The organism is Kurthia sp. ISK08 (assembly GCF_046159805.1).
GTDB classification, from domain to species: domain Bacteria; phylum Bacillota; class Bacilli; order Bacillales_A; family Planococcaceae; genus Kurthia; species Kurthia gibsonii.
Window position 1 is genome coordinate 35,203 of sequence record NZ_JBJXHL010000006.1, and the last position, 21,945, is coordinate 57,147.

A 21,945-nucleotide genomic window follows, 5' to 3' on the forward strand; every position below is an offset into this window, starting at 1 on the left:
GAATCACGTCGCTATGAGGACGTGATTCCTTTTCTTTTACACAATTATTTCTTTTCTTGTTCTTCATTTTGGTATTGAACAGAAGTTAAACCACCTTCTGCTACCATTTCATTTTCTTCAATTTTGTAGTCTTTTTCAGGATTACCAGTAATGCTATCATCATAGTGTGTTGCATGTACAACTTTTTCATCATTATGACGCTCTTCACCTGTTTTATCTTTATTGGCATTTACGTACTCATTTACTTTATCTTTTGTGCTGTTGAAAGCAGCTAATGCTTTTTCACGATTTTCTGGTTTCTTTAAGTATGCATAAGCTCCTGCTGCTAAACTTGCTAATAATAATGTTTTCTTTTTACTCATAATAAATTCCTCCCAGTTAAGTTCATTAAAACTATTATACCCGAAACAACTTTTCCTCAACCTAACATTTACTATTTTCTATATTACATTTAAGTGACCTAATATTTCAAATGATACAAATTCTATTTTTTTTGAAATAAATTGTTTACATTACCTATATTTTGTATGTATAATATATAAGGATTCTAGAGTTAGTGAACACTAACTTTTATGTAGAGAGAATTAGAATCTCGTCAATAATCTGTTCGCTCGTCTTAGTTGTTGAACGGATTTTTCGATTTTAACTTCATCTAGAGGGGGTAGCGGAAACTACTCTCTTTTTTTATGACGTATTTGCTCATTTGAGGTGATTCAATATGTATGAACCAAAGAGTACAAAAGGAAATCTAACGAAACAACGTATTTTACATATCGCGCGCAGTCTATTTTATCGTCAAGGCTACGACTGTACATCAACAGCACAAATTGCAAAGCAGGCTGATATTTCGGAAGCTGCTATGTATAAATATTTTAAAAATAAACATGATTTATTATTAGCTACTGTTCAACCAAGTGTTTTATTTAATCGTACAAAAGAAGAACTTATTTCTTTGCCGAATGATGAATTAATTCAACTATGGACTTCTGATTTACTTGAAAAGATTTTTGCTAACCGTCCACAATTTACAATTTTATTTACGGAAGCGGTTCGCCACCCTGAGCTATCAGAACAATATACAACGAGTTTATATGAATTAACACATGGAGATCATGAAATTTTAAGGCGAATGAAACAAGGTCGAATAATGGAAATCGATTTGAAGTTATTACAAGTTGGTATTATCGGTGCAACATTGTCGATGGTACAACATACCTTTATTTATAAGCCTGAAACTGAATTCACACATGTGCCAGAGCATATTAAGAAAAATATCTTTCAACTCATTCAAGGTGAGCTGTTAAAAAAAGAACAGGAGAAATTGCAGTAATCTGCACTTCTCCTGTTCTTTTTCTTATTGCATAGGTGGTAATGTTTGATCGGTTGGCTTTGGTTTACGTACAAAGCACATAATTGCTGCGATATAATATAAAATTGATGTAATACTAATCAATCCTGATAGTACACCTGCTGCGATTAATAGACCACCTGTTGCGTTCATGCTTTTATTCTTCATTAGATAAACAAACGCGATAATACCTAAAACAACTGAAATCACTAATAATGCGACAATCACCCAACCAAATGTATTAACGAACGGTTGAATGACATCAATAGCTTCTTGCATCTCCTCAACAGTTATTTGTTCTTGCCCTGTCTGATTTTGTTCGACTACAATTTCTTCAACCGTATTTGGATCATCAAAAGCAACCCCCATACCGAAGATAATAACAGACATTAAACCTATTCCTAGTAAACTACAAATAATAGCTGCCATCGTTAATACTTTCTCTACAGTTCTTTTCATATTCTCATCCTTTCAATTTTTTATTCTACACATTATTGGGTTAATTTCAAATAATTTCATAAAAAGAAACCATCTTCCCATGTAAATCTACGGAAAAGATGGCTTTTGGTTTCATGCTTTTGATACTTTTATGTCATCATATGTGTTCGAACGCTCAAAAGCTGCGACAACATATGAACAAACTGGCTCCATTTTATAATGATTTTTACGCGCGTAGTTCGCTGCAGTATCTAATAATTGTTTGGCAACACCTTGCCCTCGAAGCGAATCATCTACGAATGTATGATCCATCACCATAACATCACCTAATTGCGTCCACGTAATTTCAGCAACATTTTCTCCATTGACTTCATGGATATAAGCACCTTGATTTCCGTCTTGTTTTAAACTAAATTCCATTTCATCAACCTCCTTTTCCATAGTTTACCACAATTTATTGAATTTTAAGTGGATGAAGACTCGCTTCTATTTCTGTACGTTTCGGTTCTAAAAATGGTGGAAGTGCTAATTTATTTCCCATTTCATCTAATGGTTCATCTGCATCAAAACCTGGTTCATCTGTTGCTAGTTCAAACAGAATGCCGTTTGGATCACGATAATACATTGAACGGAAATAGTAACGGTCTACTTTTCCAGATGTTACATAACCAAGTTCATCAAATTTTTTAACCCATTCATCATATTCCTCAAAATTGTTTACTCTAAACGCAACGTGATGCACACTGCCTCTACCTGGTCTTTCCATCGGTAAATCGAGTCTTTGTTCAATATGCACTTCTCCTGCTGGTCCTCCAAGACCTGTTGAAAATACTAAGATGTTCGGTTGGTTTGGCACAAGTGATGGATAGCTTCCGATATATTCAAAACCAAGTACTTTTGTTAAAACACGTTCTGTCGCCTGTGTATTACGCAGTGTCAATGTCACACCACCTAATCCAACAATCGCATATTCAAGTGGAATATCATCCACTTTCCAAGGCTCTCCATATGGAATGCCCGAACCGTCATCTACAACAAGTAAAAAACGCGCCAAGTCTTCGTCTCGAAACGGCAATACTTTACGTCCAAAACGTTCTTCAATTTCTCCGTGTTCAACACCAAGCTCATCGAAGCGTTGAACCCAAAATGCGAGTGCTTCTTCTGATTTCACACGAAATGCTGTGCTATTAATACTCGATACACCTTCATGTGTTCTACCTGCCATTGGGATATCGAAGTATGTCATATCTGTACCTGGTGTTCCAACTGCATCCGCATAAAATAAATGATATGAAGATGTATTATCCTGATTTACGGTTTTTTTAACTAGGCGCATTCCTAAAATACGTGTGAAAAAATCGTGATTTCGTTCGATATGTGAAGTAATAGAAGATACGTGGTGAATACCACCTAATTGTAATGTCATATAAAACACTCCTTTTAAAAATTATCTTGAATTCGAGATATTTATTGCATTTATCTTAACATGCTTTATTTTAAATTGCAAAATAAAAAGCAATTGATGTTTTTAGCTCTACATCAATTGCTTTTATCTAATTAGTTAAACCAACCTTTTACTGTATCTACAAGGTTTTGGAAGAAGTTCTTCACACTCGCCCAGAAACCAGTATCACTATTAATATCATTTTTGATATTGTCTAGTTTATCTTTGATTGTGTTATTTAAGTCATCTAGTTGTGAAGACCATTTACTAAAGTCGATGTCTAATTTACTGATTTTATCCATTAAATCAACTAGCATTTGACGATCTTGGTCGCTTAGTTGAATGTTTAATGTGCTTAGTTTATCATCGACAATTTGAGCTACTTCTTCTTTTGTAGCTGGCTTTTGTTTTGCAATTTCTTGCTTAATTTCTGTTAGTAACTGACTTACTTTTTCATCTGAAACATTTGAATTTTTTGCTAAACCTGTTGCTACATTTAACTCTTGGTTTGCTACATCTGTACGGTCTTTATCGAGCTTTTTACCTGTTGTTGATTCATATGCTTTATAAATACCTGCTAATGCAGAATGTCCTGTTACAGGTTTTGGTGCCGCTACATCTACTTTTGCATTATCTACACCTGCAGTTAACATTGCATTGGCATACATATCAGACGTTACTTCTGTAATATCATCTGGTGTGACAATATTAATCGCTAAGCCTTTGCCTTTATCTTGTGGCGTGATTTTTGCTGATGAGTATAATCTTGCGCGTGGATTACCATCTTGAATATACTTCGCAATATCCGCTCCTGTAACAGTGATTTCTTCTGTTTCCTCATCTGCTGCTACATTTAAACTTTTCTTCACTTTTTCTTTTTCATCTGCTGTTAATGAATCACCATATACAGCGATTGGTACACCTAGTTTTTCATTTACTGCATCTTTATTCGTTTGTGTAGCTGTACTAGCTAAACTAATTGTTGGTGCTGCAATAGACGTTGTTGCCAGACCAATAGCTGCTACAACTGCGATTACTTGCTTTTTCATGTATTCTTACACTCCTTTACAAATTCTTCTGCTTCTTTCGCGCTATACAATAATACGAAAAAATAAGGGAAAGGTTTCTTTATTCATTTATAACATCTTTTTTATACAATTGAGTATGAAAAAAAAAGGAGGATACCTACGCATAAAGCTACGGCTCCTCCTGTTAAAATGAGAGGGGAGTTGGAATGACTTCGAATAGAAGTTATTTTAGAATAGTCCATCCATCTTCTTGAACAATTCTTCCTGCTTTCATTAATGTACCTAATGCACGTTTGAAAGCTCCTTTACTCATGTTAAACATCTCTTTAATTTCTTCAGGTGAGGATTTATCACCGAATGGCATTTTACCGCCTGCTTCTTGAAGGTAGGCAAAAATTTGATCTGCATCTTCTGATAAACGCTCATATACACGTGGTAACATGGAAGCGTTCACTGTACCGTCTTCTTTTACTTCAATCACGCGAACGGTTACGTCAGCACCTAGTCTTGGTTCTGCTTTACGCTCTGATTCATGAACAAAAATACGGTATGGTACATCAACACCAATTAAAAATGTACCTACAGGTAATAAACGATATGGTCTTGCTACAATATTTTGATTGAATAATGATGGGTCTGCGTCTTCATAAAGCTCTAAAAAACGATCTTCATTAATTAAACGACCAAATAGTCCACCATTACGATCAACACGTAATGTCACATATAGATGATCGCCTGGCTCTGGCCATAATTCACGAAGTGTTGGTAGATCTTCTGCTGGAACGAATACTTCACGCGAAGTACCGATATCGATTTTTGCACCATCATGTTCACTTACATGTAATACTTTTGCAAAACCATATTCATCTTTTAAGATATGCGGGATTGCTGTTGTTGCAGCTAAGTCGCCACGACGGTCAGCATATAAGAATACTTCAACATGATCATTCAATTGAAGTTCTTCTTCTACATCTGATGCATTTAACGGAATATCTACCTCATCATTCGTTAAAATATATTTTGAATCTAAAATTTCCTTTACGACTAATTTTGTAACGTCGCCTACTTGTAATTGTGTCACTTTATGACTCCTTTCGCACTAAAGAACGGGTTTTGTTGTTAATCTTCTTGTTGATTCCTAACAACTTCAAGCTTTTGAAGAAACTCGGGATTTTCTTCTAGCACTTGAATCAGATCTGCTATTCGATCAATTGAATTCCAACTTAAATGATGCTCGATTCCTTCCACATCATGATAAATCAGCTCCTCATTCACACCAATGAGACGCAATAACTTTTCTAATAAGCTATGGCGATCGACTAATCTCTTTCCTAGCTTCGTACCTTTTGAAGTTAAAGTTAAACCACGATAACGCTCGTACACTAAATAGCCATCCTTATCTAACTTCTGAACCATCTTTGTAACAGAAGAAGGAAGCACTGATAGAGCTTCTGCGATATCCGATACACGTGCATAGCCCTTCTGATCAATTAATAAATAAATCTGTTCGATGTGATCTTCCATACTAGGTGTCGGCATCTAGTTCCCTCTCTTTCAATGTCTTATCCTTCTATCTTACTACATGGAAACATAAAACGTAACTACTTCAAGAGAAAGGTCAATTATTTGTACTAATCAGAACTTTTTTTGAAATCAATGAGAAGAACTTTCATCAATTTTAGCGTAAACACAGGTATCACGAAGGTGAAGACCACTTGCATCTAAACAATCATTTCGTAAAATACCTTCTAGTTCGTATCCCGTTCTTTCTGCAACAGCACGACTACGAACATTATCTCGATCACAGCGAATTTCAATTCGTTTCGCACTTAATTCTTCGAAAGCAAACTCTGTAATACGTTTGACTGCTTCCGTCATATATCCATTCCCTTCAAAACGGTCATCAATCCAATAACCAATCTCAAATTTCGGAATTTCCCAATCAATTCGATGTAGCCCTGAACTTCCAACAAACTCTCCTGTTTCTTTTAAAAATACGTGGAGGCGTAAATCTTTTCGTGCTAAGAAATTCGCATTTGCTTCACGTAATGTTGCACGTACTTCTTCACGTATAGCTTCTTTTTGAGCCCATGGCATATAGGCTTTTAAAGAACGCGCAGAACGCTTTTGTGCTTCAAATACAGCATCTGTATCATCTAATTCTGGCATGCGAATCATTAAGCGCTCTGACTCAAAGCTCGATTCAAAGTCCCAATTAATTTGAGGCTTTGGACGTTCCTCTGTTACGTCATCCCAGCAAACTGGCGTTTTTACACCCGATAAAAAATCTTCGCGTGTAATACCATATGTGATTGCATCGTAGTATTCACCTTCTTTTGGTACGTACCATGCCTTTCTAAAATGCGCTTCCTTCACAAAGCCTACACGTTCAAATGTTTTACGCATTGCAACATTATCTTGACGTGTATGACCTTCTAAACGAATTTTACCAGGTAATTTAAAAACATATTCTGAAACTAATCGAAGTGCTTGTAGACCATAACCTTGTTCACGATACTTTTCTGCAATTCTTAAATCGAAAATTGGAATTTCATCTTGTAAATCATAGAGTTGAACAATACCTACTTTTTCACCATCTGTATTCTCTACCCAAAACGTCTTCACATCGTCTGACTCATAGCCGCCTTCTTCAATCGCCTTTTCAATTAATTCTCTCCCTGGATGAGAATTCACGTGATAAGGCCATACATTCGTTGTTAAAAATTGAATCAATGGTTCTTGTTCTTCAATCGTCCATTCCTTTAATTCCATTGTATTTCCCTCTTTTTTCTATTTTATATGAATCATTTTTATTTTATACAGGTTCGAATAAAGTCATTTCTTCGAATGTATTGAGTATATTAAAATCTAGCATATTATTCAATTTTTCATATACATTTAAAAAGCTCTACTACATGTCAAGGTCATGTAATAGAGCTTTTATTTATACAATTCTTCCACCTAAGTACAGCCCTATTAAAAAGAAGATAAAGCTTACAATAAGTGTACTTCCCGTATAAACTATCGCAGTTATATATTTTTTCTGTTGTGCTAAACGAACAAAATCAAAGGCAAAAGTAGAGAATGTCGTATAACCACCTAATATACCTAACGTAATAAACGCGAAGACAATTTGACTTTGTATGTTATAAATAATCATGAATCCCATAATCAAACTACCAATAACATTTACAATAAATGTAGCTATATAAAAAGGGCTTTGATATTTTTCGAAAATAAGAACTGTTACGTAACGAAGAATTGCTCCAATCCCTCCACCTAGTGCAATCCATAAAATCATACTATCCGTTCTCCCCTCTTACGCAGGAGTAAAAAGCCTATGAATGCAGCTAGAAAGCAACTAATTGTTATTCCAATTGCATAGAGACTTGCGTAGAAAGGATTTACTTCAAAATAAGTAAACCATTCTGCTGAAAAAGATGAAAAAGTAGTAAATGACCCTAGTATGCCCGTTGTCCAAAATACTTTCCAAACGGGTGCGAACTTTTGTAAATAGTATGCTTGTAAAGCCCCCATCGAAAAGCTGCCTACAATATTCACAATCCACAATACTGCCTCAGCAGGTGACCATAGAATAACAAAGTAGCGAAGGGTTGCTCCAACAGCTCCTCCTAAAAATACCGCTAAGAAGTTCATTCGCTTTCCTTTAACTGAAGTAATACTGGGCAATGATCACTCCCTAAAATGTCATCATGAATTTCAGCTTTTTGAATCGTATGAGCAATTCGGTTCGACACAATAAAGTAATCAATACGCCAACCGATATTGCGATCACGCGCTTTATTCATATAAGACCACCAACTATATTTACCTTCTTCTTCAGGATAAAGGTAACGGAATGTATCTGTAAAACCCGCTTCGAGTAAAGCGGTCATCGCTTGTCGCTCTTCCATTGTAAATCCAGCATTACCTACATTTGTTTTTGGATTTTTTAAATCAATGGCTTCATGTGCCACGTTCAAATCTCCACAGTAAATGACAGGCTTTTTCGCATCTAATTGTTGCAAATAATTTTTTAATTCCACTTCCCACTCCATACGTCCAGAAAGACGAGATAAGTCACGTTTAGTATTGGGTGTATATACATTCACCAGATAAAATTTTTCATATTCAAGCGTAATAATCCTACCTTCTTCTTCACTTGTTTGTTCCCCCACACCATAATGTACAGAAAGCGGCTTATGCTTAGTAAAGATGGCTGTACCAGAATAGCCTTTTCGCTCAGCATAGTTCCAGTATTGATAATAGCCTGGTAAATCTAATTCAATTTGACCTTCTTGGCATTTTGATTCTTGAATACAAAAGAAATCTGCCTCGACAGCTTGAAAGTATTCCATAAATCCTTTCTTAACAACTGCTCGAATACCATTTACATTCCACGATACGAATTTCATATATGATTTCCTCCCGTTTCCTATGTAAAAAAGCTCCTATGAAAGCTCGTTTCCTTATAAGGTTCCGAACTTTCTAGTAGCTTTTTAAAATTATTTAGGTTGTGCTACATCCTCACCAACAATACGCACTTCTGTTTCTAAATCTACACCGAATTTTTCTTTCACAACTTGTTGAACCATTTCAATTGTCTTGATATAGTCGGTTGCTGTTGCATTGCCTTTATTAATGATAAATCCTGCGTGTTTTGTTGAAACTTCTGCACCACCAACACCTTTTCCTTGTAAGCCACTATCTTGAATTAACTTACCAGCAAACATGCCTGGAGGGCGTTTGAATACACTTCCTGCTGAAGGATATTCTAACGGTTGTTTTGATGTACGTTTATGCGTTAAATCTGCAATTGTTGCATCAATTTGTTCTTTATTGCCTTTTTGTAATTCAAAAACAGAAGAAAGTGCATAGAAGCCTTTTGATTGGATCACACTTTTACGATAGCCTAATTCTAATTCTTCTTTCGACAGAACAACTACATCGCCTTCATGTGTTAAAACTTTACAACTTTTAATGACATCATTAATTTCGCCACCATATGCGCCTGCGTTCATCGCCATCGCACCGCCAACTGAACCTGGAATACCACATGAGAATTCCAAACCTGTTAGTGATTCTGCTGCTGCTGCTTTTGATACATCAATAATAAGCGCACCTGATTGTGCATATACAGTTGTACCTTCAATATGGATTTGATTTAGTTTTGAAAGGTTTAGTACGATTCCACGCATTCCACCATCACGAATGACCATGTTCGATCCATTTCCTAATAAGAAAATAGGGATATTATTTTTGCGTGCATATTTTACAACTGCACCTGCCTGCTCTTCTGTAGTCGCCATGACAAATACATCCGCAGGCCCTCCTAATTTTGTCATTGTATATTTATTTAAAGGTTCATCAATTTTAATATGCTGAGGGTCAACAATTGCTTCTAGTTCTTTTGCCCATTGTAATTTCATAGTTGAAACATACATTCCTTTCTCGAATAAGTTCATTTAAAACGTGAATATACATTAGACATTCTACCTGTATTTATTCATTAAAGCCACTCTTTCGACCATTTTTCAATCGCACGAATTGTGCTTTCTAAACTCATACCTTTATCTGTTAATTGATATTCTACGCGAATGGGTATTTCTGTATGAACATGACGTTCAACAATCCCTTCTTTCTCTAATTCCTTTAAACGTTCAGATAGTAAACGCCCACTAATTGGTAAACTCGATTGTATTTGATTAAAACGTCTTGGACCATCTAATAAATCATACAAAATTAAACCGACCCAACGCTTCCCAATCAAATCCATCGCTTTGGATAATCGAGGACATAATTCTTTTTGTGTCATCTTCTTCACCTCGTACTTTCTATTGTACAGATTTCTTGTGTGTGTGACTAATTGTAATAATGATCTGTGCGAAAATGAACAAATCTTTATGTTTCAGTATAAGGATAAGGGGAAAAAGTGAGTGTAGAAGATTTGTGAAGAAACGTCGCAAAACATCTTCCATTACCTCGAATGTTTTTATCTCGAATTAAAAACTCTTGAATTCGAGATAAAAATGCGTTATGATGTATTCAATACCAAATAATAAACAATTCTAGGAGGATTTATAATGACAAAACAAGTATTTAAAGTAGATGGCGCACACTCAAACTTAGGTTTCGAAGTCAAACATATGATGATTGCAAAAGTACGTGGTTCATTCGATACATTCACTGCAGACTTAAAATTAGATCCAGAAGATTTAACAGATGCTGAAATCAAATTCACAATCGACGTGGCAAGCATTGATTCACGTAACGAAGATCGCGATACGCACTTACGTTCTGAAGACTTCTTAGATGCTGAAAAATATCCACAAATGACATTTGTTGCGACAGATATCAAAAAAACAGATGATGCAGAATACGACCTAACAGGTGATTTCACAATTCGTGACGTAACTAAACCTGTTACATTTAAAGTAGAATATGCTGGTCGCGGACGTAACCCATGGGGTGCAGAAGTTGTAGCATTCGAAGCAAACACAAAAATTAACCGTAAAGACTTTGGCTTAACATGGAACTCAACTTTAGAAACAGGTGGCGTACTTGTTGGTGAAGAAATTAAAATCCATGTTGAAATTGAAGCAAATCCTTTAGACTAAACTCAAAAGAAAAAGTATATAATCTAAATCGAGAGACATTGTGCCCATTGGTGCGATGTCTCTCGATTTATTTTTAAAATAAATAAAAAAGAGTCACACACGAATGTACGACTCTGATTATATGAATTAAGCGTTCACTGTTACGTTCGCTAATTTTTGTGCTGCTGCTTTTACTGCTTCGAAACCAGCTGCTTTGATTTCTTCAGCTTTTGCAGGCATTGCGTTATGACCCTCGATGATTACTTCATCAATGATTTCCATACCGAATACGCCGCCAACTACTGCTTTGATGTAGTTTACTGCCATTTCCATACCAGCTGTTTCTGGAGTTGAGTAGATACCGCCACGAGCATTTAAGATGATCGCTTTTTTATCTGTTAATAATGATACTAAGTTACCGTTCTCGTCATATTTGAATGAGAATCCAGCAGCATATACGTAATCGATGAATGTTTGTAATTTAGCTGGGATTGTTAAGTTCCAAAGTGGGAAAGCAAATACAACTACATCTGCGTTTGTTACTGCTTCACGTGCTTTTGTTTGAGCAGCCATTACAGCAGCTTCTACTTCGTTTAATTCTTCGCCTTGTGCTAATTTACCGTAAGCGTTGAATACGTCTTGACCGAAGTATGGAGTATCTTCTTCATATACATCGTAAGTTGTTACATTTACGTTGTCTAAACCTTTTACAGACTCCATGAATACTTCATACATTTTACTTGAAACGCCTTCTGTTGAAGGACGATTATTTGCTTTTACTACTAATACGTTTGTCAAAATAATCTCTCCTATTTATATAATCAATTTTATTATTGTCTCGATTTCGAGATAAATTAATCATACAGAAAATCGTTTTTTAAGTCAATCAAAAAACCTACGACTTTCGACTGAAAATCGTAGGCAAATCTTTATTAAAGTTCACATTGTCCGTCTTTACATACACCAGATCCACCTGAACCCATCATTTTTAACCCTGGACGTAAGCCTTCTTCTTCGGCAACTTGTTTAATTGCTTGTTCAAATACAGAAGTTGGTTGTGCTCCTGATACAGCATATTTTTCATTTAGTACGAAGAATGGAACACCTTGTACACCAATCTCACGTGCTTGTTGGATATCTGCAAGTACTTCTGCTGCAAATTGATCATCTGTAAGTAAATCACGTACAGCTGCTTCCTCTAGCCCTACTTCTGTTGCAAGTGATACTAAGACATCTGTATTCCCAATCTTCATACCTTCTTCAAAGTAAGCTTTTAGTAAGCGTTCTGTCATCTCTTTTTCAAGACCATGCTCGCCTGCAAATTTTGATAGACGATGTGCTTTAAATGTATTTGCAGGAGTCATTTTATCAAAGTCATAATGTAAGCCGACTTCTTTTGCACGAGCTGCAATACCTTCTGTTTGTGCTTTTGCTTGTTCTTCAGAAGAACCAAATTTACGCGCTAGTGCTGTATACATCGATTCGTCTGATTCTGCTGGTGTTGTTGGATCTAATTGATATGCTTTAAATTCCACATCAATTTTCCCTTCAAAACCTGTATTTTTAATCGCTTTTTCTAATTCTCTTTTGCCAATGTAACAGAATGGGCATACATAATCTGACCATACTTCGATTTTCATTCCAATCACCTCTCATCCATTCTATAAGGAAAAGGAATCGAAAAGCAATTTATCAGCTCATACCCTAATAGGTATTTAAAGAACTAAAAAAATACGCACTTACTATTAAAGCAAATGCGCGTATTTTTTATTATTGAAACACTTCTGTTAATGTTGGAACGATTTGTTTTTTACGTGATACTATACCTTTTAGCTCAATTTGATTATTCACTAAAATCGTACCAAATGCTTCAGCTGAACGTGTTGCTAAATAACCTGCTGGTACTGCAACTGAATTATTATTTAAAATATCTGTTACAACGAAGAAGAATAAGTCTAACCCTTTTTCTGCAACTTCTTTATTTAATAGTAATTCAAGTTCTGCTTGGCGACTTAATACATCATTTACGTCTACAGCATTTACTTGTGCAATGATGACTTTACTTGAACCCATCTCAAATTCTTTTGCATCAAGTGATAATAAATCTTCTAGTGATTTATCTGATAAGTCTGCGCCTGCTTTTAACATTGCTAGACCATATTCTTCTAAGTTAACACCTGCTTTAGCAGCTAATTCTGTCGCTGCTTTCACATCTTGTGGCGTGCAAGTAGGTGATTTTAATAATAATGTATCCGATACGATAGCAGATAGCATTAAACCCGCATAGTTTGCTGGAACTTCTACATCATTCTCTTTGAACATTTTGTTTAAAATCGTTGCTGTACAACCAACTGGCTCTGCGCGGTAGTAAAGTGGGTTCGCTGTTTCAAAGTTTGCAATACGGTGATGATCGATTACTTCGCTAATTGTTACATCTTGAATATCTTCAGCAGATTGTTGGAATTCGTTGTGGTCTACTAGGATCACTTCTGCTGCTTCAGGTGCAACTTTTTCAACAAGGCGTGGTGCATCGAAACCGAATTTTTCTAAAGCGAATGCCGTTTCATTGTTTACTTCACCTAAACGTACTGCTTCTGCATCTACACCTAGTTGTTGTTTTAAGTAAGCATAAACTAATGCAGATGTAATCGTATCTGTATCTGGATTTTTATGCCCGAAAACTAAAATTTTGCTCATATTCTAAATTCCTCCTAAAGAAATGTACTTACTTATTTAATCCTATGTATTTTACCATATTTATAAATGAAAAAAAATGAAATGAAACGCCGAAACTAAAAATTCGTTTACTTACTATTTCACCTTTAACTCTTTTGAAAATCGTTATTTTTTAACAATTTTTTGTCTATTATATTATATATAGTCCGATTAGCATCTAATAAATCGTTAATTATGATATTATTTTGATATAAACGAAATGAAAAAGAGGTCGAACTATGGAACATGCAATCGAAAAGAAATACATTCCTTTAGCCAACTATTTTCATGTATTAAAAGAACCGGTGATTCAACTTTCTTTTTCTGAAATAGAAACGATTATTGGACAAAAGTTGCCAAATGCAGCTTATTTAAATAGGAGCTGGTGGACAAAAACAAAACCACCCTTACAACATTTTTTAGCGTGGACAGAAAAAAACTACTTCGTTTCAAAAATACAGCTTGGTTTTTATGTACAATTTGAACGCTCTGCTCAACAAGTACAACAAAACAAAACAACAAATGACGCAACATGCACATATATTATTCGCCAAGCTGAGCTAAATGATGTACGCAATTTAACGCGTTTTATGCATCGTTTAAAAGAATTAGAGCCGATGAATCACTATGATTTCTTACAAGCTCCTGATACTTTATCCGCTTTACGTAAAAGAATTTCGCATTGGAATATTAAAAATGCCGGACAATTTTTTGTGGCAGTTGTTGACGGACATATTCGTGGTGTTGCACAAGTCTGGCGACATATCTCACAAGGATTCCAACATCGTGCCATGACATCAATTCAACTCATGCCAGAATATCAAAAAGCCGAAATTGCACATGACTTACTTTGTGCAGTAGAAGAATGGGCAAAAGAACAAGAGATTGATCGATTAGATGCATCTGTATTAGATGGTAATCATCATACACTGACGTATTATAAAAGTAGACAATTTGAAGTTGAGGGTACAAGATTACATGCAATTCACGTGAATGGACAATTTTATGATGAAATTTTCTTAGGTAAAATGTTAACACAACCGCCTACGCACACAGAGACCACAAAAGAAGAAGTTTACGCATAAAGCAAAAGTAGCGAATGGGCTGAAAACCACTCGCTACTTTTATTATTTGCATATTAAATATTCTGTTGTAAATCGTTCATAAGCATCTAGATTTACATCATATCCAATACCTGCTTTTTCAGGTAAATGAATAACACCCTTCTCTACAACAACTTCAGGAATAATCAAATCTTCTTCGAAATAGTGACGAGAACCCGAAGTATCAGCTGGTAATGTGAAATCTGTTAATGTCGCAATCGCAACACTATGCGCACGCCCAATACCTGCTTCTAGCATACCGCCACCCCACATCTTAATACCCTCTTTACTCGCTTCTTCATGAATTAATCTAGCTTCTTCAATACCACCAACACGCGCAATTTTAATATTAAAGATTCGTCCAGCATCGAGGGCAATAGCTGTTTTTGCATCTTTCAAACTACAAATGCTCTCATCTAAACAAATCGGTGTTTTTAATTCTTTTTGTAACGTCGCATGCTCTATTAAATCGTCTGCTCCAAGTGGTTGCTCAATCATCAATAGATTATAGGCATCTAGTTCTTTTAATAAAGGAAGATCTTCTAATGTGTAGGCTGAATTCGCATCAACCATAAGCGGTACATCTGGATAGCGCGCGCGAATCGTTTTGACTAATTCAACATCGTTATCTGGCTTAATTTTCACTTTAATTCGTTTCGCACCATTTTGTAATGCCTGCTCTATTTTTTCATATAGTTGCTCGCTTGTCGGTTGTAATCCAATACTTACGCCTACTTCTACTTCATTTCGGATACCGCCAATTACCTGATACAGTGGTTTATTCATTCGTTTGGCATAGACATCCCAAATCGCTGTTTCAATAGCTGCCTTTGCCATTGGATTACGGCGATAAACCGATAAAAGTTCACGTACTTCACTGGGATGCTGAAAATCTACATGGAGTAATCTCGGTATATAAAAATCTCGCAACATATGCCAACAGCTTTCGACTGTTTCTTCTGTGTACCACGGAATTTCAAAGGCATCCCCCTCACCGTAACCACAGAAACCTTGATCATCATAAGCCTCTACTATAATAAATACTTTATCTTGTACCGTACCAAAGCTTGTCGTAAAAGGGTGCTTCATTCGCATTTTCATTTTTCGTAAAACAACTTTTTCAATTTTCATGTTCGTTTATCACCCTAACACTGGTGCTGATTGCTGTCTTGCTTGCTCTAATGCTGTCATAACAGCGCGTGATAGAATATCTACACCGACAATTAATTGGTCATGATTAAATGTCATATGTGGATGATGAAGTCCTGGTACTAATCCACAACCAAGACCAAGCATAGCCGCTTTAATATGAGGACGACGTTTTGTATAGAAATGGAAGTCCTCTCCTCCTGGTGTGATGATTTCTTCACCTAAATGATCTTCACCTACTGCTTCAATAATCGACTTTTTCAAAATATCTCTCGCTTCGTCACTTACCTCTGCAGCAGCGATATCTAATAACACTTTTTGTTCGATATGCGCTTCGTACATTTCTGATACGGCACGAATACTTCGGCTAATCCCTTCACCTAACTGTTCCATTGCAGCATTTGTTTGCGCACGTGCATCCATCGTTAAAATGGCTTTACCTGGAATAACATTCCCTGCCTCACCACCTGCTTGGAAGCGTGTCACTTTAACAGACCAAGGAATTGTTGTATCCACATGGATCGACTTCAAAGCGTCTACTAAACTACTACCAATCTCAATCGCATTTTTTCCAAGATGAGGACGAGCAGCATGTGCCTCTTCACCATAAATTTCACACGATACTTGGCGTGATGCACCATGATGAAGTGCTGGACTAAATTCACCATCTTTTAATTCTTGGATTGGGCGAACATGTACACCGAATAAATAATCTACATCATCCATTAGCCCTGTATCAATGACCGATAACGCACCCTGCCCTTTTTCTTCCGCAGGTTGGAAGATGACGCGAATTGTACCGCCTTCGTCCATTGAAAATTGATTTTTATCAATTAATTCTTGAATAAATAAACAAGCACCAATAGCCATTGTCATATGTCCATCATGCCCACATGAATGATTCGCACGGAATTCGCCGTTTACTTCTTGCCATAGCGCATCCATGTCTGTTCTTAGAGCGACAACCGGACTGCCACTACCAAACTCAACATATAAACCTGGAATACGTTCAAAAAGATGTACTTTAAACCCATGACCTTCTAGTAAATTTGCAATATATTTGGTTGTATTTATTTCACTCCAACTTTTTTCTGGATTCTCATGCAAATGTGAAAATACTTCATCTAGTGTTGGCTTTAATGTCTTTAACAAGTCACTATTCATTTTAATCCCCATCCTTTTCTACTTACATACATTATATAATCAATCGGTCCGTTATAATGAAACTAAATGAATTTTTAAGGAGTGCGTTTTCATGCAAAAAACAATACAAGAAATTTTAGAGTTCCGAAAAGAGCGCGGTTGGCACCTTAATCAAGATGCACGTGCTTTAGCTATCTCAATTTCACTTGAGGCAAATGAATTATTAGAGCCTTTTCAATGGAAGACAGGTGAAGAAGCAACTGCTACGTATCACCAAGCAATTAAAGAAGAACTAGCTGATGTATTCATTTACTTAGTTGCTCTCGCTGATCACATGGATATTGATTTACAACAGGCTGTTTCTGAAAAACTAGCCAAAAATCTCATTAAATATCCAGTACCCGAAAAATAATGTGTTTAACTTATTAATATTATGATAATGGAATATTTCAATAATTAACATCATAAACACTCTGTTTTTATTAAAATAAAAAAGTGTAGTGATTTTTAAATGCATCACTACACTTCTTTATTAATCAATTTCCATTTGTTTCGTTTCTTTTCCTAAGAAGATAATTGCAATAATGGCAATGACAATCGCAATCGTGAAAATTGTAAAAATACTACTAATATCCACGCTTCTCGCTGTTAACACCCCAACTAATAGCGGTCCGAAAATTCCACCTAAACGACCTACAGAAGCGGCCATACCTGAACCTGTCCCACGAATAATTGTTGGATAATTTTCAGGCGTATAAGCGTACAATGCACCCCATGCTCCTAAATTGAAGAAAGATAGGAACATACCTGATACTAGTAGCATCGCTGTCGTGTCTGCAAAACCGAATGTTAAAGCACTTACTGCTGTACCAAGTAAGTAAAGTGATAACACAAATTTACGCCCTACTTTTTCAATAATCCAAGCTGCTGTAAAATAACCTGGTAATTGTGCAAGTGTCATAATCAGTACATATTCAAATGATTGAATCATGCTGAATCCTTTCATGACCATAACACTTGGTAGCCATAAGAACATACCGTAATAAGAGAAGACCACCATGAACCAGACAATCCATAGCATGAGTGTACTCTTTGCATATTCTTTCTTCCAAACAGACTGTATATTTTTCCAAATAGATTGTCTTTTTGTTTTATTCGCCTCATATTTTGGTGAATCAGGTAAACTAATACGTAAATAAATCGCATAGAATGCTGGAATCGCTGTTAAGATTAATGCCACGCGCCATCCGTATGTCGGGATGACAAAATACGAGATAATCGCTGCAAGTAGCCAACCACCTGCCCAGAAGCTCTCTAAAAGAACGACTACACGTCCACGCTCTTTTGGTGCGACACTTTCAGAAACTAATGTTGAAGCTACTGGTAATTCCCCGCCGAGCCCCATTCCTACGAAGAATCGTAGTACCATGAAAGCTGCTAGCGTTGTTGTAGCAGCTGATAGACCACTTGCTACAGAAAAAATAACGAGCGTCCACATGAATACAGATTTTCGTCCAAAACGATCTGCCATCAAACCAAATGCGAGTGCACCAACAGCCATACCAATCGAGTTGATACTACCAATCCAGCCCATCTCTGTCGGCGTTAAATTCCACTCTACTGCTAAAGCTGCAATAACGAATGATAAAATTCCTACGTCTAATGCATCAAAGAGCCAGCCAACTCCTGCAATTGCTAATAATTTATTTCGTGTAATCGGCTTCTTTTTGCCTTTTGTCATTGTTGTCACGTAAAACCCTCCAACTGTCTTGTCACTAGAATATACATACTATAACCTTTTTCATTTATTGTGACAATCCCTTTACAAATTCAAATTGTTCCGAAAATTTCTAAAGAACTATAGATATAAATGCAAAAATAAGTTAAAATGTCTTTTATAGAAAAACAGTTGTCTTTTCAAGATGAACAACTGTAATTGAAGAACGTACAAAAAAGGAGCGCATTTATATGTGGAAAGGCTTAATTGAACAATACAAAGAATATTTACCCGTAACTGACAAAACACCAGCATTAACTTTACATGAAGGGAATACACCTTTAATCCGTTTAAACGCATTATCAGAAGAATTAGGAATCGATCTTCACGTAAAATATGAAGGATTAAATCCAACAGGTTCGTTCAAAGACCGCGGTATGGTAATGGCTGTAGCCAAGGCTGTAGAAGATGGTAGTAAGTGCGTCATCTGTGCTTCAACAGGGAACACATCAGCGGCAGCAGCAGCATATGCAGCACGCGCTGGTATTCAATCGCTTGTTGTAATTCCAAAAGGAAAAGTAGCAGCAGGTAAATTAGCTCAGGCATATATGTACGGTGCAAAAATTATCGAAATCGACGGCAACTTCGACGAAGCATTACAAGCAGTACGTGATATTTCTGAAACAACAGACGTAGCACTTGTAAACTCTGTAAATCCTTATCGTTTAGAAGGTCAAAAAACAGCTGCTTTTGAAATTTGCGACCAATTAGGTGCTGCACCTGATATTTTAGCAATTCCTGTAGGTAACGCAGGTAACATTAGCGCTTACTGGAAAGGCTTTAAAGAATATAACCAGAAAAAAGGTACAACACTTCCAAAAATGTTCGGTTTCGAAGCTGAAGGTGCTGCAGCGATTGTACAAGGCGCGCCAATTGCAAAACCTGAAACAATTGCAACAGCGATTCGTATCGGTAACCCTGCAAGCTGGAAATTAGCTGAAGCAGCACGCGATGAATCACATGGTAAAATTGGTGCTGTAACAGACGAAGAAATTTTAAATGCATACCGTTTAATCGCTGCAAAAGAAGGTATTTTTGCTGAGCCAGGTTCAGCTGCTTCTGTGGCAGGTGTTATTCAATCGGTTGCAAATGGTTCAATTCCAAAAGGCAGTAAAGTCGTAGCCATTTTAACAGGTAACGGTTTAAAAGACCCTGATACAGCTGTTTCTGCGTCAACAATTAGCATGGTTTCTTTACCAAATAACGAAGAAAAAATCCGCGAATACATCGAGGGTGTTCTATGAGTAAAATGTGGTCCATCTCCGTTCCTGGAAGTACGGCAAATCTTGGACCGGGATTTGATTCGGTTGGACTCGCATTAGGTCTTTACTTAAAACTAGACGTTACATTACAAAATGAGTGGCAGTTTGTACACCATTCATCTCATTTACCAGTTGAAATGATCGTGGAAGATCACCTTGTTTATCAAGTGGCGCAACAAGTAGCGCAAAAATTTAATGTACAACTACCAGCTTGTAAAGTGGACATGTATAGTGAATTACCACTTGCACGTGGTTTAGGTAGTAGTGCTTCTGCGATTGTCGCTGCAATCGAACTTGTCAATGTCGTATGTGATTTACAATTAGATGAACAAGCAAAATGTGCATTATCTTCTGAGATTGAAGGTCATCCAGATAACGCTGCTGCTTCTGTATGTGGTGGATTAGTTGTAGGGGCGACATTACCAAATGGCGAACTCCACTTAGTTAATGAAAAACAAGTAGATGCTGCTTTCGCTGTCTTTATTCCAAATGTCGAATTAAAAACAGCCGAGGCTCGTAAAGCGCTCCCTACTACATATGAAAAAGGATATGCAGTACATGCAAGTGCATATAGTAACCTACTTGTCGCAGCTCTTTTAAAACAAGACTACGCATTAGCTGGACAATTTATGGAAGCAGATTTATTCCATGAACCGTTCCGCGCTCATTTAATTCCAAATTACGAAACAATTCGTACATTAGCACGCGATCACGGAGCATTCGGTACTTCTATTAGTGGTGCAGGTCCTACGATGATTTCATTAATTGACTCGTCTAAAGTAGATGCATTCGTTGAAAAGATGCAACAGTACTTACCTGACTATACAATCAAAGCAGCACATGTTGACACACAAGGTGTGCAAGTGACCGTTCAAAACAGATAGATAAAATGATTCATTACAAAAAGGTAGGAGTCCTATAAAATGGCTTCTACCTTTTATTTTTTATAGTTGTGTGAAATGATATAAATGTTCGCTCACAAATGCTTCAAATTGTTTCGCAACTTGTGGAATGTAGCGGTCTTTCATCGTCGCAATCCCAATTCGACGCTCGCAAACTACATCGGTTACATGCAACCTTTTAATTTGATAGCCATCAATTCTCTGTAAATCAGGTAACAACCCCACCCCAAAACCTGCTTCTACAAAACTTGCGACCGTATGAAATTCTTCCCCTTCAAATACGATATCAGGAGAAATACCAACCTGTTCAAAAACATGATTCTGAATTTGTCGCAAGGAGTTTCCTTCCTTAATCGTTACAAAAGGATCTTCTGCTAAATCTTGTAATCGAACCGTATCTTGTTTGGCAAAACGGTGGTGTAAAGGAACAATCACATATACTTCTTCTCGCCATAGTTCCCGCCAATCAATCGGAATATCCATTTCTAAATAGGGAATTAGGCAAAGATCACATAGACCTTTATTTAAGTGTTGTACAAGCGGTAGCGAGTTCCTTTGAACAAATTCAAAATTCGTTTCCGGATACTCTTTTTGAAATGCCTGAACAGCTCTTGAAACTAATCTCGTCCCCATCGAGTGTGTAAAACCAATCGCAACTGTGCCAGAATTCGGTGCAACCAAATCACGTATTTCCTGTTTAGCTTCGTCTAATATTTGAGTGATTGGTTCGGTTCTTTCTAAAAATAGAGCGCCATAACGATTCAAACGGATCGCACGTCCTACTCGTTCAAATAGCGGTGCCCCTACTTCATGTTCAAGTTGTGAAATTGCCTTACTGAGCGCTGGTTGCGATATATTCAAAACATCCGCTGCACGCGTCATATGTTCTAAACGTGCAACCGTCTGAAAATACTTTAACTGTTGTAAATCCATATCCCCCACCCCTTCCATTCATAACCAAATCGAATGAATTCAATCAATATAATAGATTGTTATTATGAATTGTAACTCATTATAATAAAAAGAAACAACAATTTCGG

At 36.6% G+C, this 21,945-nt stretch carries 26 protein-coding genes; 6 read left to right on the plus strand and 20 right to left on the minus strand.

What is annotated here, in order from left to right:
- Positions 1–44: 44 nt before the first annotated feature.
- The gene (locus ACKVQX_RS11340; protein ID WP_068450558.1) at positions 45–362 is read right to left on the minus strand and encodes a hypothetical protein; all 318 of its coding nucleotides are present in this window, start codon (positions 360–362) and stop codon (positions 45–47) included.
- Positions 363–718: 356 nt separating this feature from the next.
- Between ACKVQX_RS11340 and ACKVQX_RS11345 the strand changes: the two genes are divergently transcribed.
- Positions 719–1,330, plus strand: coding sequence for a TetR/AcrR family transcriptional regulator (locus ACKVQX_RS11345; RefSeq protein ID WP_409136329.1), 612 nt, complete (start codon positions 719–721; stop codon positions 1,328–1,330).
- 24 nt (positions 1,331–1,354) lie between these two features.
- Here the strand turns inward: ACKVQX_RS11345 and ACKVQX_RS11350 are convergent, their stop codons facing one another.
- From ACKVQX_RS11350 to ACKVQX_RS11405, 12 genes are all read right to left on the minus strand, one after another.
- Complete coding sequence (locus ACKVQX_RS11350; RefSeq protein WP_409136330.1) at positions 1,355–1,807, minus strand: DUF4064 domain-containing protein; 453 nt, start codon at positions 1,805–1,807, stop codon at positions 1,355–1,357.
- A gap of 111 nt (positions 1,808–1,918) precedes the next feature.
- Complete coding sequence (locus tag ACKVQX_RS11355; RefSeq protein ID WP_068450554.1) at positions 1,919–2,206, minus strand: GNAT family N-acetyltransferase; 288 nt, start codon at positions 2,204–2,206, stop codon at positions 1,919–1,921.
- A 34-nt stretch (positions 2,207–2,240) separates the two neighbouring features.
- Positions 2,241–3,212, minus strand: coding sequence for a ring-cleaving dioxygenase (locus ACKVQX_RS11360; protein ID WP_068450552.1), 972 nt, complete (start codon positions 3,210–3,212; stop codon positions 2,241–2,243).
- 131 nt (positions 3,213–3,343) lie between these two features.
- A complete protein-coding gene (locus tag ACKVQX_RS11365; RefSeq protein ID WP_409136331.1) occupies positions 3,344–4,279 on the minus strand; it encodes a DUF1002 domain-containing protein in 936 nt (311 codons plus the stop codon).
- A 202-nt stretch (positions 4,280–4,481) separates the two neighbouring features.
- Positions 4,482–5,339: a S1 RNA-binding domain-containing protein gene (locus ACKVQX_RS11370; RefSeq protein ID WP_087681099.1), complete on the minus strand. Its 858-nt coding sequence runs from the start codon at positions 5,337–5,339 to the stop codon at positions 4,482–4,484.
- Between the two features lie 38 nt (positions 5,340–5,377).
- A complete protein-coding gene (mntR, locus tag ACKVQX_RS11375; RefSeq protein ID WP_068450546.1) occupies positions 5,378–5,797 on the minus strand; it encodes a transcriptional regulator MntR in 420 nt (139 codons plus the stop codon).
- Positions 5,798–5,911: 114 nt separating this feature from the next.
- Complete coding sequence (locus ACKVQX_RS11380; protein WP_068450544.1) at positions 5,912–7,030, minus strand: GNAT family N-acetyltransferase; 1,119 nt, start codon at positions 7,028–7,030, stop codon at positions 5,912–5,914.
- Positions 7,031–7,202: 172 nt separating this feature from the next.
- Positions 7,203–7,559: a fluoride efflux transporter FluC gene (locus ACKVQX_RS11385; RefSeq protein WP_409136332.1), complete on the minus strand. Its 357-nt coding sequence runs from the start codon at positions 7,557–7,559 to the stop codon at positions 7,203–7,205.
- Positions 7,556–7,915: a fluoride efflux transporter FluC gene (locus ACKVQX_RS11390; protein WP_409136333.1), complete on the minus strand. Its 360-nt coding sequence runs from the start codon at positions 7,913–7,915 to the stop codon at positions 7,556–7,558. The genes ACKVQX_RS11385 and ACKVQX_RS11390 overlap by 4 nt, the downstream gene beginning before the upstream one ends.
- A complete protein-coding gene (locus tag ACKVQX_RS11395) occupies positions 7,912–8,673 on the minus strand; it encodes an exodeoxyribonuclease III (protein WP_068450536.1) in 762 nt (253 codons plus the stop codon). Before ACKVQX_RS11395 ends, ACKVQX_RS11390 begins: the two co-directional genes overlap by 4 nt.
- Positions 8,674–8,763: 90 nt before the next feature.
- Positions 8,764–9,687: a UDP-N-acetylmuramate dehydrogenase gene (gene murB, locus ACKVQX_RS11400; protein WP_068457183.1), complete on the minus strand. Its 924-nt coding sequence runs from the start codon at positions 9,685–9,687 to the stop codon at positions 8,764–8,766.
- Between the two features lie 80 nt (positions 9,688–9,767).
- Positions 9,768–10,073: a helix-turn-helix domain-containing protein gene (locus ACKVQX_RS11405; RefSeq protein WP_068450530.1), complete on the minus strand. Its 306-nt coding sequence runs from the start codon at positions 10,071–10,073 to the stop codon at positions 9,768–9,770.
- A 268-nt stretch (positions 10,074–10,341) separates the two neighbouring features.
- Between ACKVQX_RS11405 and ACKVQX_RS11410 the strand changes: the two genes are divergently transcribed.
- Positions 10,342–10,875: a YceI family protein gene (locus tag ACKVQX_RS11410; protein ID WP_068450528.1), complete on the plus strand. Its 534-nt coding sequence runs from the start codon at positions 10,342–10,344 to the stop codon at positions 10,873–10,875.
- 126 nt (positions 10,876–11,001) lie between these two features.
- Here ACKVQX_RS11410 and ACKVQX_RS11415 read toward each other — a convergent pair whose 3' ends face one another.
- The 3 genes from ACKVQX_RS11415 to ACKVQX_RS11425 all read right to left on the minus strand — a co-directional run bounded on the left by ACKVQX_RS11415 (position 11,002) and on the right by ACKVQX_RS11425 (position 13,551).
- The gene (locus ACKVQX_RS11415) at positions 11,002–11,652 is read right to left on the minus strand and encodes an FMN-dependent NADH-azoreductase (protein WP_087681096.1); all 651 of its coding nucleotides are present in this window, start codon (positions 11,650–11,652) and stop codon (positions 11,002–11,004) included.
- Positions 11,653–11,786: 134 nt separating this feature from the next.
- Positions 11,787–12,494: a DsbA family oxidoreductase gene (locus tag ACKVQX_RS11420; RefSeq protein WP_325943715.1), complete on the minus strand. Its 708-nt coding sequence runs from the start codon at positions 12,492–12,494 to the stop codon at positions 11,787–11,789.
- A 130-nt stretch (positions 12,495–12,624) separates the two neighbouring features.
- Positions 12,625–13,551, minus strand: coding sequence for a manganese-dependent inorganic pyrophosphatase (locus ACKVQX_RS11425; RefSeq protein ID WP_068450524.1), 927 nt, complete (start codon positions 13,549–13,551; stop codon positions 12,625–12,627).
- Between the two features lie 257 nt (positions 13,552–13,808).
- Between ACKVQX_RS11425 and ACKVQX_RS11430 the strand changes: the two genes are divergently transcribed.
- On the plus strand, positions 13,809–14,654 hold the full coding sequence (locus ACKVQX_RS11430; RefSeq protein WP_409136334.1) for a GNAT family N-acetyltransferase: 846 nt from the start codon (positions 13,809–13,811) through the stop codon (positions 14,652–14,654).
- Positions 14,655–14,696: 42 nt separating this feature from the next.
- Here ACKVQX_RS11430 and menC read toward each other — a convergent pair whose 3' ends face one another.
- Together menC and ACKVQX_RS11440 are read right to left on the minus strand one after the other, a co-directional pair.
- Positions 14,697–15,803 (minus strand): o-succinylbenzoate synthase, encoded by a 1,107-nt coding sequence (gene menC, locus ACKVQX_RS11435; protein WP_409136335.1) that lies wholly within the window; start codon positions 15,801–15,803, stop codon positions 14,697–14,699.
- A 9-nt stretch (positions 15,804–15,812) separates the two neighbouring features.
- Positions 15,813–16,985, minus strand: a complete 1,173-nt coding sequence (locus tag ACKVQX_RS11440; RefSeq protein ID WP_087681095.1) for a M20 peptidase aminoacylase family protein — start codon at positions 16,983–16,985, stop codon at positions 15,813–15,815.
- Positions 16,986–17,076: 91 nt separating this feature from the next.
- Between ACKVQX_RS11440 and ACKVQX_RS11445 the strand changes: the two genes are divergently transcribed.
- On the plus strand, positions 17,077–17,376 hold the full coding sequence (locus ACKVQX_RS11445) for a nucleotide pyrophosphohydrolase (RefSeq protein ID WP_121177127.1): 300 nt from the start codon (positions 17,077–17,079) through the stop codon (positions 17,374–17,376).
- 120 nt (positions 17,377–17,496) lie between these two features.
- Here ACKVQX_RS11445 and ACKVQX_RS11450 read toward each other — a convergent pair whose 3' ends face one another.
- On the minus strand, positions 17,497–18,705 hold the full coding sequence (locus ACKVQX_RS11450) for an MFS transporter (protein ID WP_082701537.1): 1,209 nt from the start codon (positions 18,703–18,705) through the stop codon (positions 17,497–17,499).
- A 227-nt stretch (positions 18,706–18,932) separates the two neighbouring features.
- On the opposite strand from ACKVQX_RS11450, the gene thrC reads away from it, so the two are divergent.
- Positions 18,933–19,985: a threonine synthase gene (gene thrC / locus ACKVQX_RS11455; protein WP_368634435.1), complete on the plus strand. Its 1,053-nt coding sequence runs from the start codon at positions 18,933–18,935 to the stop codon at positions 19,983–19,985.
- Positions 19,982–20,887: a homoserine kinase gene (gene thrB / locus ACKVQX_RS11460; RefSeq protein WP_068450506.1), complete on the plus strand. Its 906-nt coding sequence runs from the start codon at positions 19,982–19,984 to the stop codon at positions 20,885–20,887. Before thrC ends, thrB begins: the two co-directional genes overlap by 4 nt.
- A 60-nt stretch (positions 20,888–20,947) precedes the next feature.
- On the opposite strand, the gene ACKVQX_RS11465 is transcribed toward thrB, so the two are convergent.
- Complete coding sequence (locus ACKVQX_RS11465; protein WP_409136336.1) at positions 20,948–21,838, minus strand: LysR family transcriptional regulator; 891 nt, start codon at positions 21,836–21,838, stop codon at positions 20,948–20,950.
- Between the last annotated feature and the right edge of the window lie 107 nt (positions 21,839–21,945).

Bases quoted from the DNA above. Each gene is read 5' to 3' on its own strand.
- ACKVQX_RS11395 (WP_068450536.1), bottom strand. From the start codon at position 8,673: ATGAAATTCGTATCGTGGAATGTAAATGGTATTCGAGCAGTTGTTAAG.
- ACKVQX_RS11405 (WP_068450530.1), bottom strand. From the start codon at position 10,073: ATGACACAAAAAGAATTATGTCCTCGATTATCCAAAGCGATGGATTTG.
- mntR (WP_068450546.1), bottom strand. From the start codon at position 5,797: ATGCCGACACCTAGTATGGAAGATCACATCGAACAGATTTATTTATTA.
- ACKVQX_RS11390 (WP_409136333.1), bottom strand. From the start codon at position 7,915: ATGAACTTCTTAGCGGTATTTTTAGGAGGAGCTGTTGGAGCAACCCTT.
- ACKVQX_RS11420 (WP_325943715.1), bottom strand. From the start codon at position 12,494: ATGAAAATCGAAGTATGGTCAGATTATGTATGCCCATTCTGTTACATT.
- ACKVQX_RS11345 (WP_409136329.1), top strand. From the start codon at position 719: ATGTATGAACCAAAGAGTACAAAAGGAAATCTAACGAAACAACGTATT.
- murB (WP_068457183.1), bottom strand. From the start codon at position 9,687: ATGAAATTACAATGGGCAAAAGAACTAGAAGCAATTGTTGACCCTCAG.
- ACKVQX_RS11450 (WP_082701537.1), bottom strand. From the start codon at position 18,705: ATGACAAAAGGCAAAAAGAAGCCGATTACACGAAATAAATTATTAGCA.
- thrC (WP_368634435.1), top strand. From the start codon at position 18,933: ATGTGGAAAGGCTTAATTGAACAATACAAAGAATATTTACCCGTAACT.
- ACKVQX_RS11425 (WP_068450524.1), bottom strand. From the start codon at position 13,551: ATGAGCAAAATTTTAGTTTTCGGGCATAAAAATCCAGATACAGATACG.
- ACKVQX_RS11365 (WP_409136331.1), bottom strand. From the start codon at position 4,279: ATGAAAAAGCAAGTAATCGCAGTTGTAGCAGCTATTGGTCTGGCAACA.
- ACKVQX_RS11380 (WP_068450544.1), bottom strand. From the start codon at position 7,030: ATGGAATTAAAGGAATGGACGATTGAAGAACAAGAACCATTGATTCAA.
- thrB (WP_068450506.1), top strand. From the start codon at position 19,982: ATGAGTAAAATGTGGTCCATCTCCGTTCCTGGAAGTACGGCAAATCTT.
- ACKVQX_RS11385 (WP_409136332.1), bottom strand. From the start codon at position 7,559: ATGATTTTATGGATTGCACTAGGTGGAGGGATTGGAGCAATTCTTCGT.
- ACKVQX_RS11410 (WP_068450528.1), top strand. From the start codon at position 10,342: ATGACAAAACAAGTATTTAAAGTAGATGGCGCACACTCAAACTTAGGT.
- ACKVQX_RS11440 (WP_087681095.1), bottom strand. From the start codon at position 16,985: ATGAATAGTGACTTGTTAAAGACATTAAAGCCAACACTAGATGAAGTA.
- ACKVQX_RS11350 (WP_409136330.1), bottom strand. From the start codon at position 1,807: ATGAAAAGAACTGTAGAGAAAGTATTAACGATGGCAGCTATTATTTGT.
- menC (WP_409136335.1), bottom strand. From the start codon at position 15,803: ATGAAAATTGAAAAAGTTGTTTTACGAAAAATGAAAATGCGAATGAAG.
- ACKVQX_RS11445 (WP_121177127.1), top strand. From the start codon at position 17,077: ATGCAAAAAACAATACAAGAAATTTTAGAGTTCCGAAAAGAGCGCGGT.
- ACKVQX_RS11355 (WP_068450554.1), bottom strand. From the start codon at position 2,206: ATGGAATTTAGTTTAAAACAAGACGGAAATCAAGGTGCTTATATCCAT.
- ACKVQX_RS11360 (WP_068450552.1), bottom strand. From the start codon at position 3,212: ATGACATTACAATTAGGTGGTATTCACCACGTATCTTCTATTACTTCA.
- ACKVQX_RS11430 (WP_409136334.1), top strand. From the start codon at position 13,809: ATGGAACATGCAATCGAAAAGAAATACATTCCTTTAGCCAACTATTTT.
- ACKVQX_RS11340 (WP_068450558.1), bottom strand. From the start codon at position 362: ATGAGTAAAAAGAAAACATTATTATTAGCAAGTTTAGCAGCAGGAGCT.
- ACKVQX_RS11465 (WP_409136336.1), bottom strand. From the start codon at position 21,838: ATGGATTTACAACAGTTAAAGTATTTTCAGACGGTTGCACGTTTAGAA.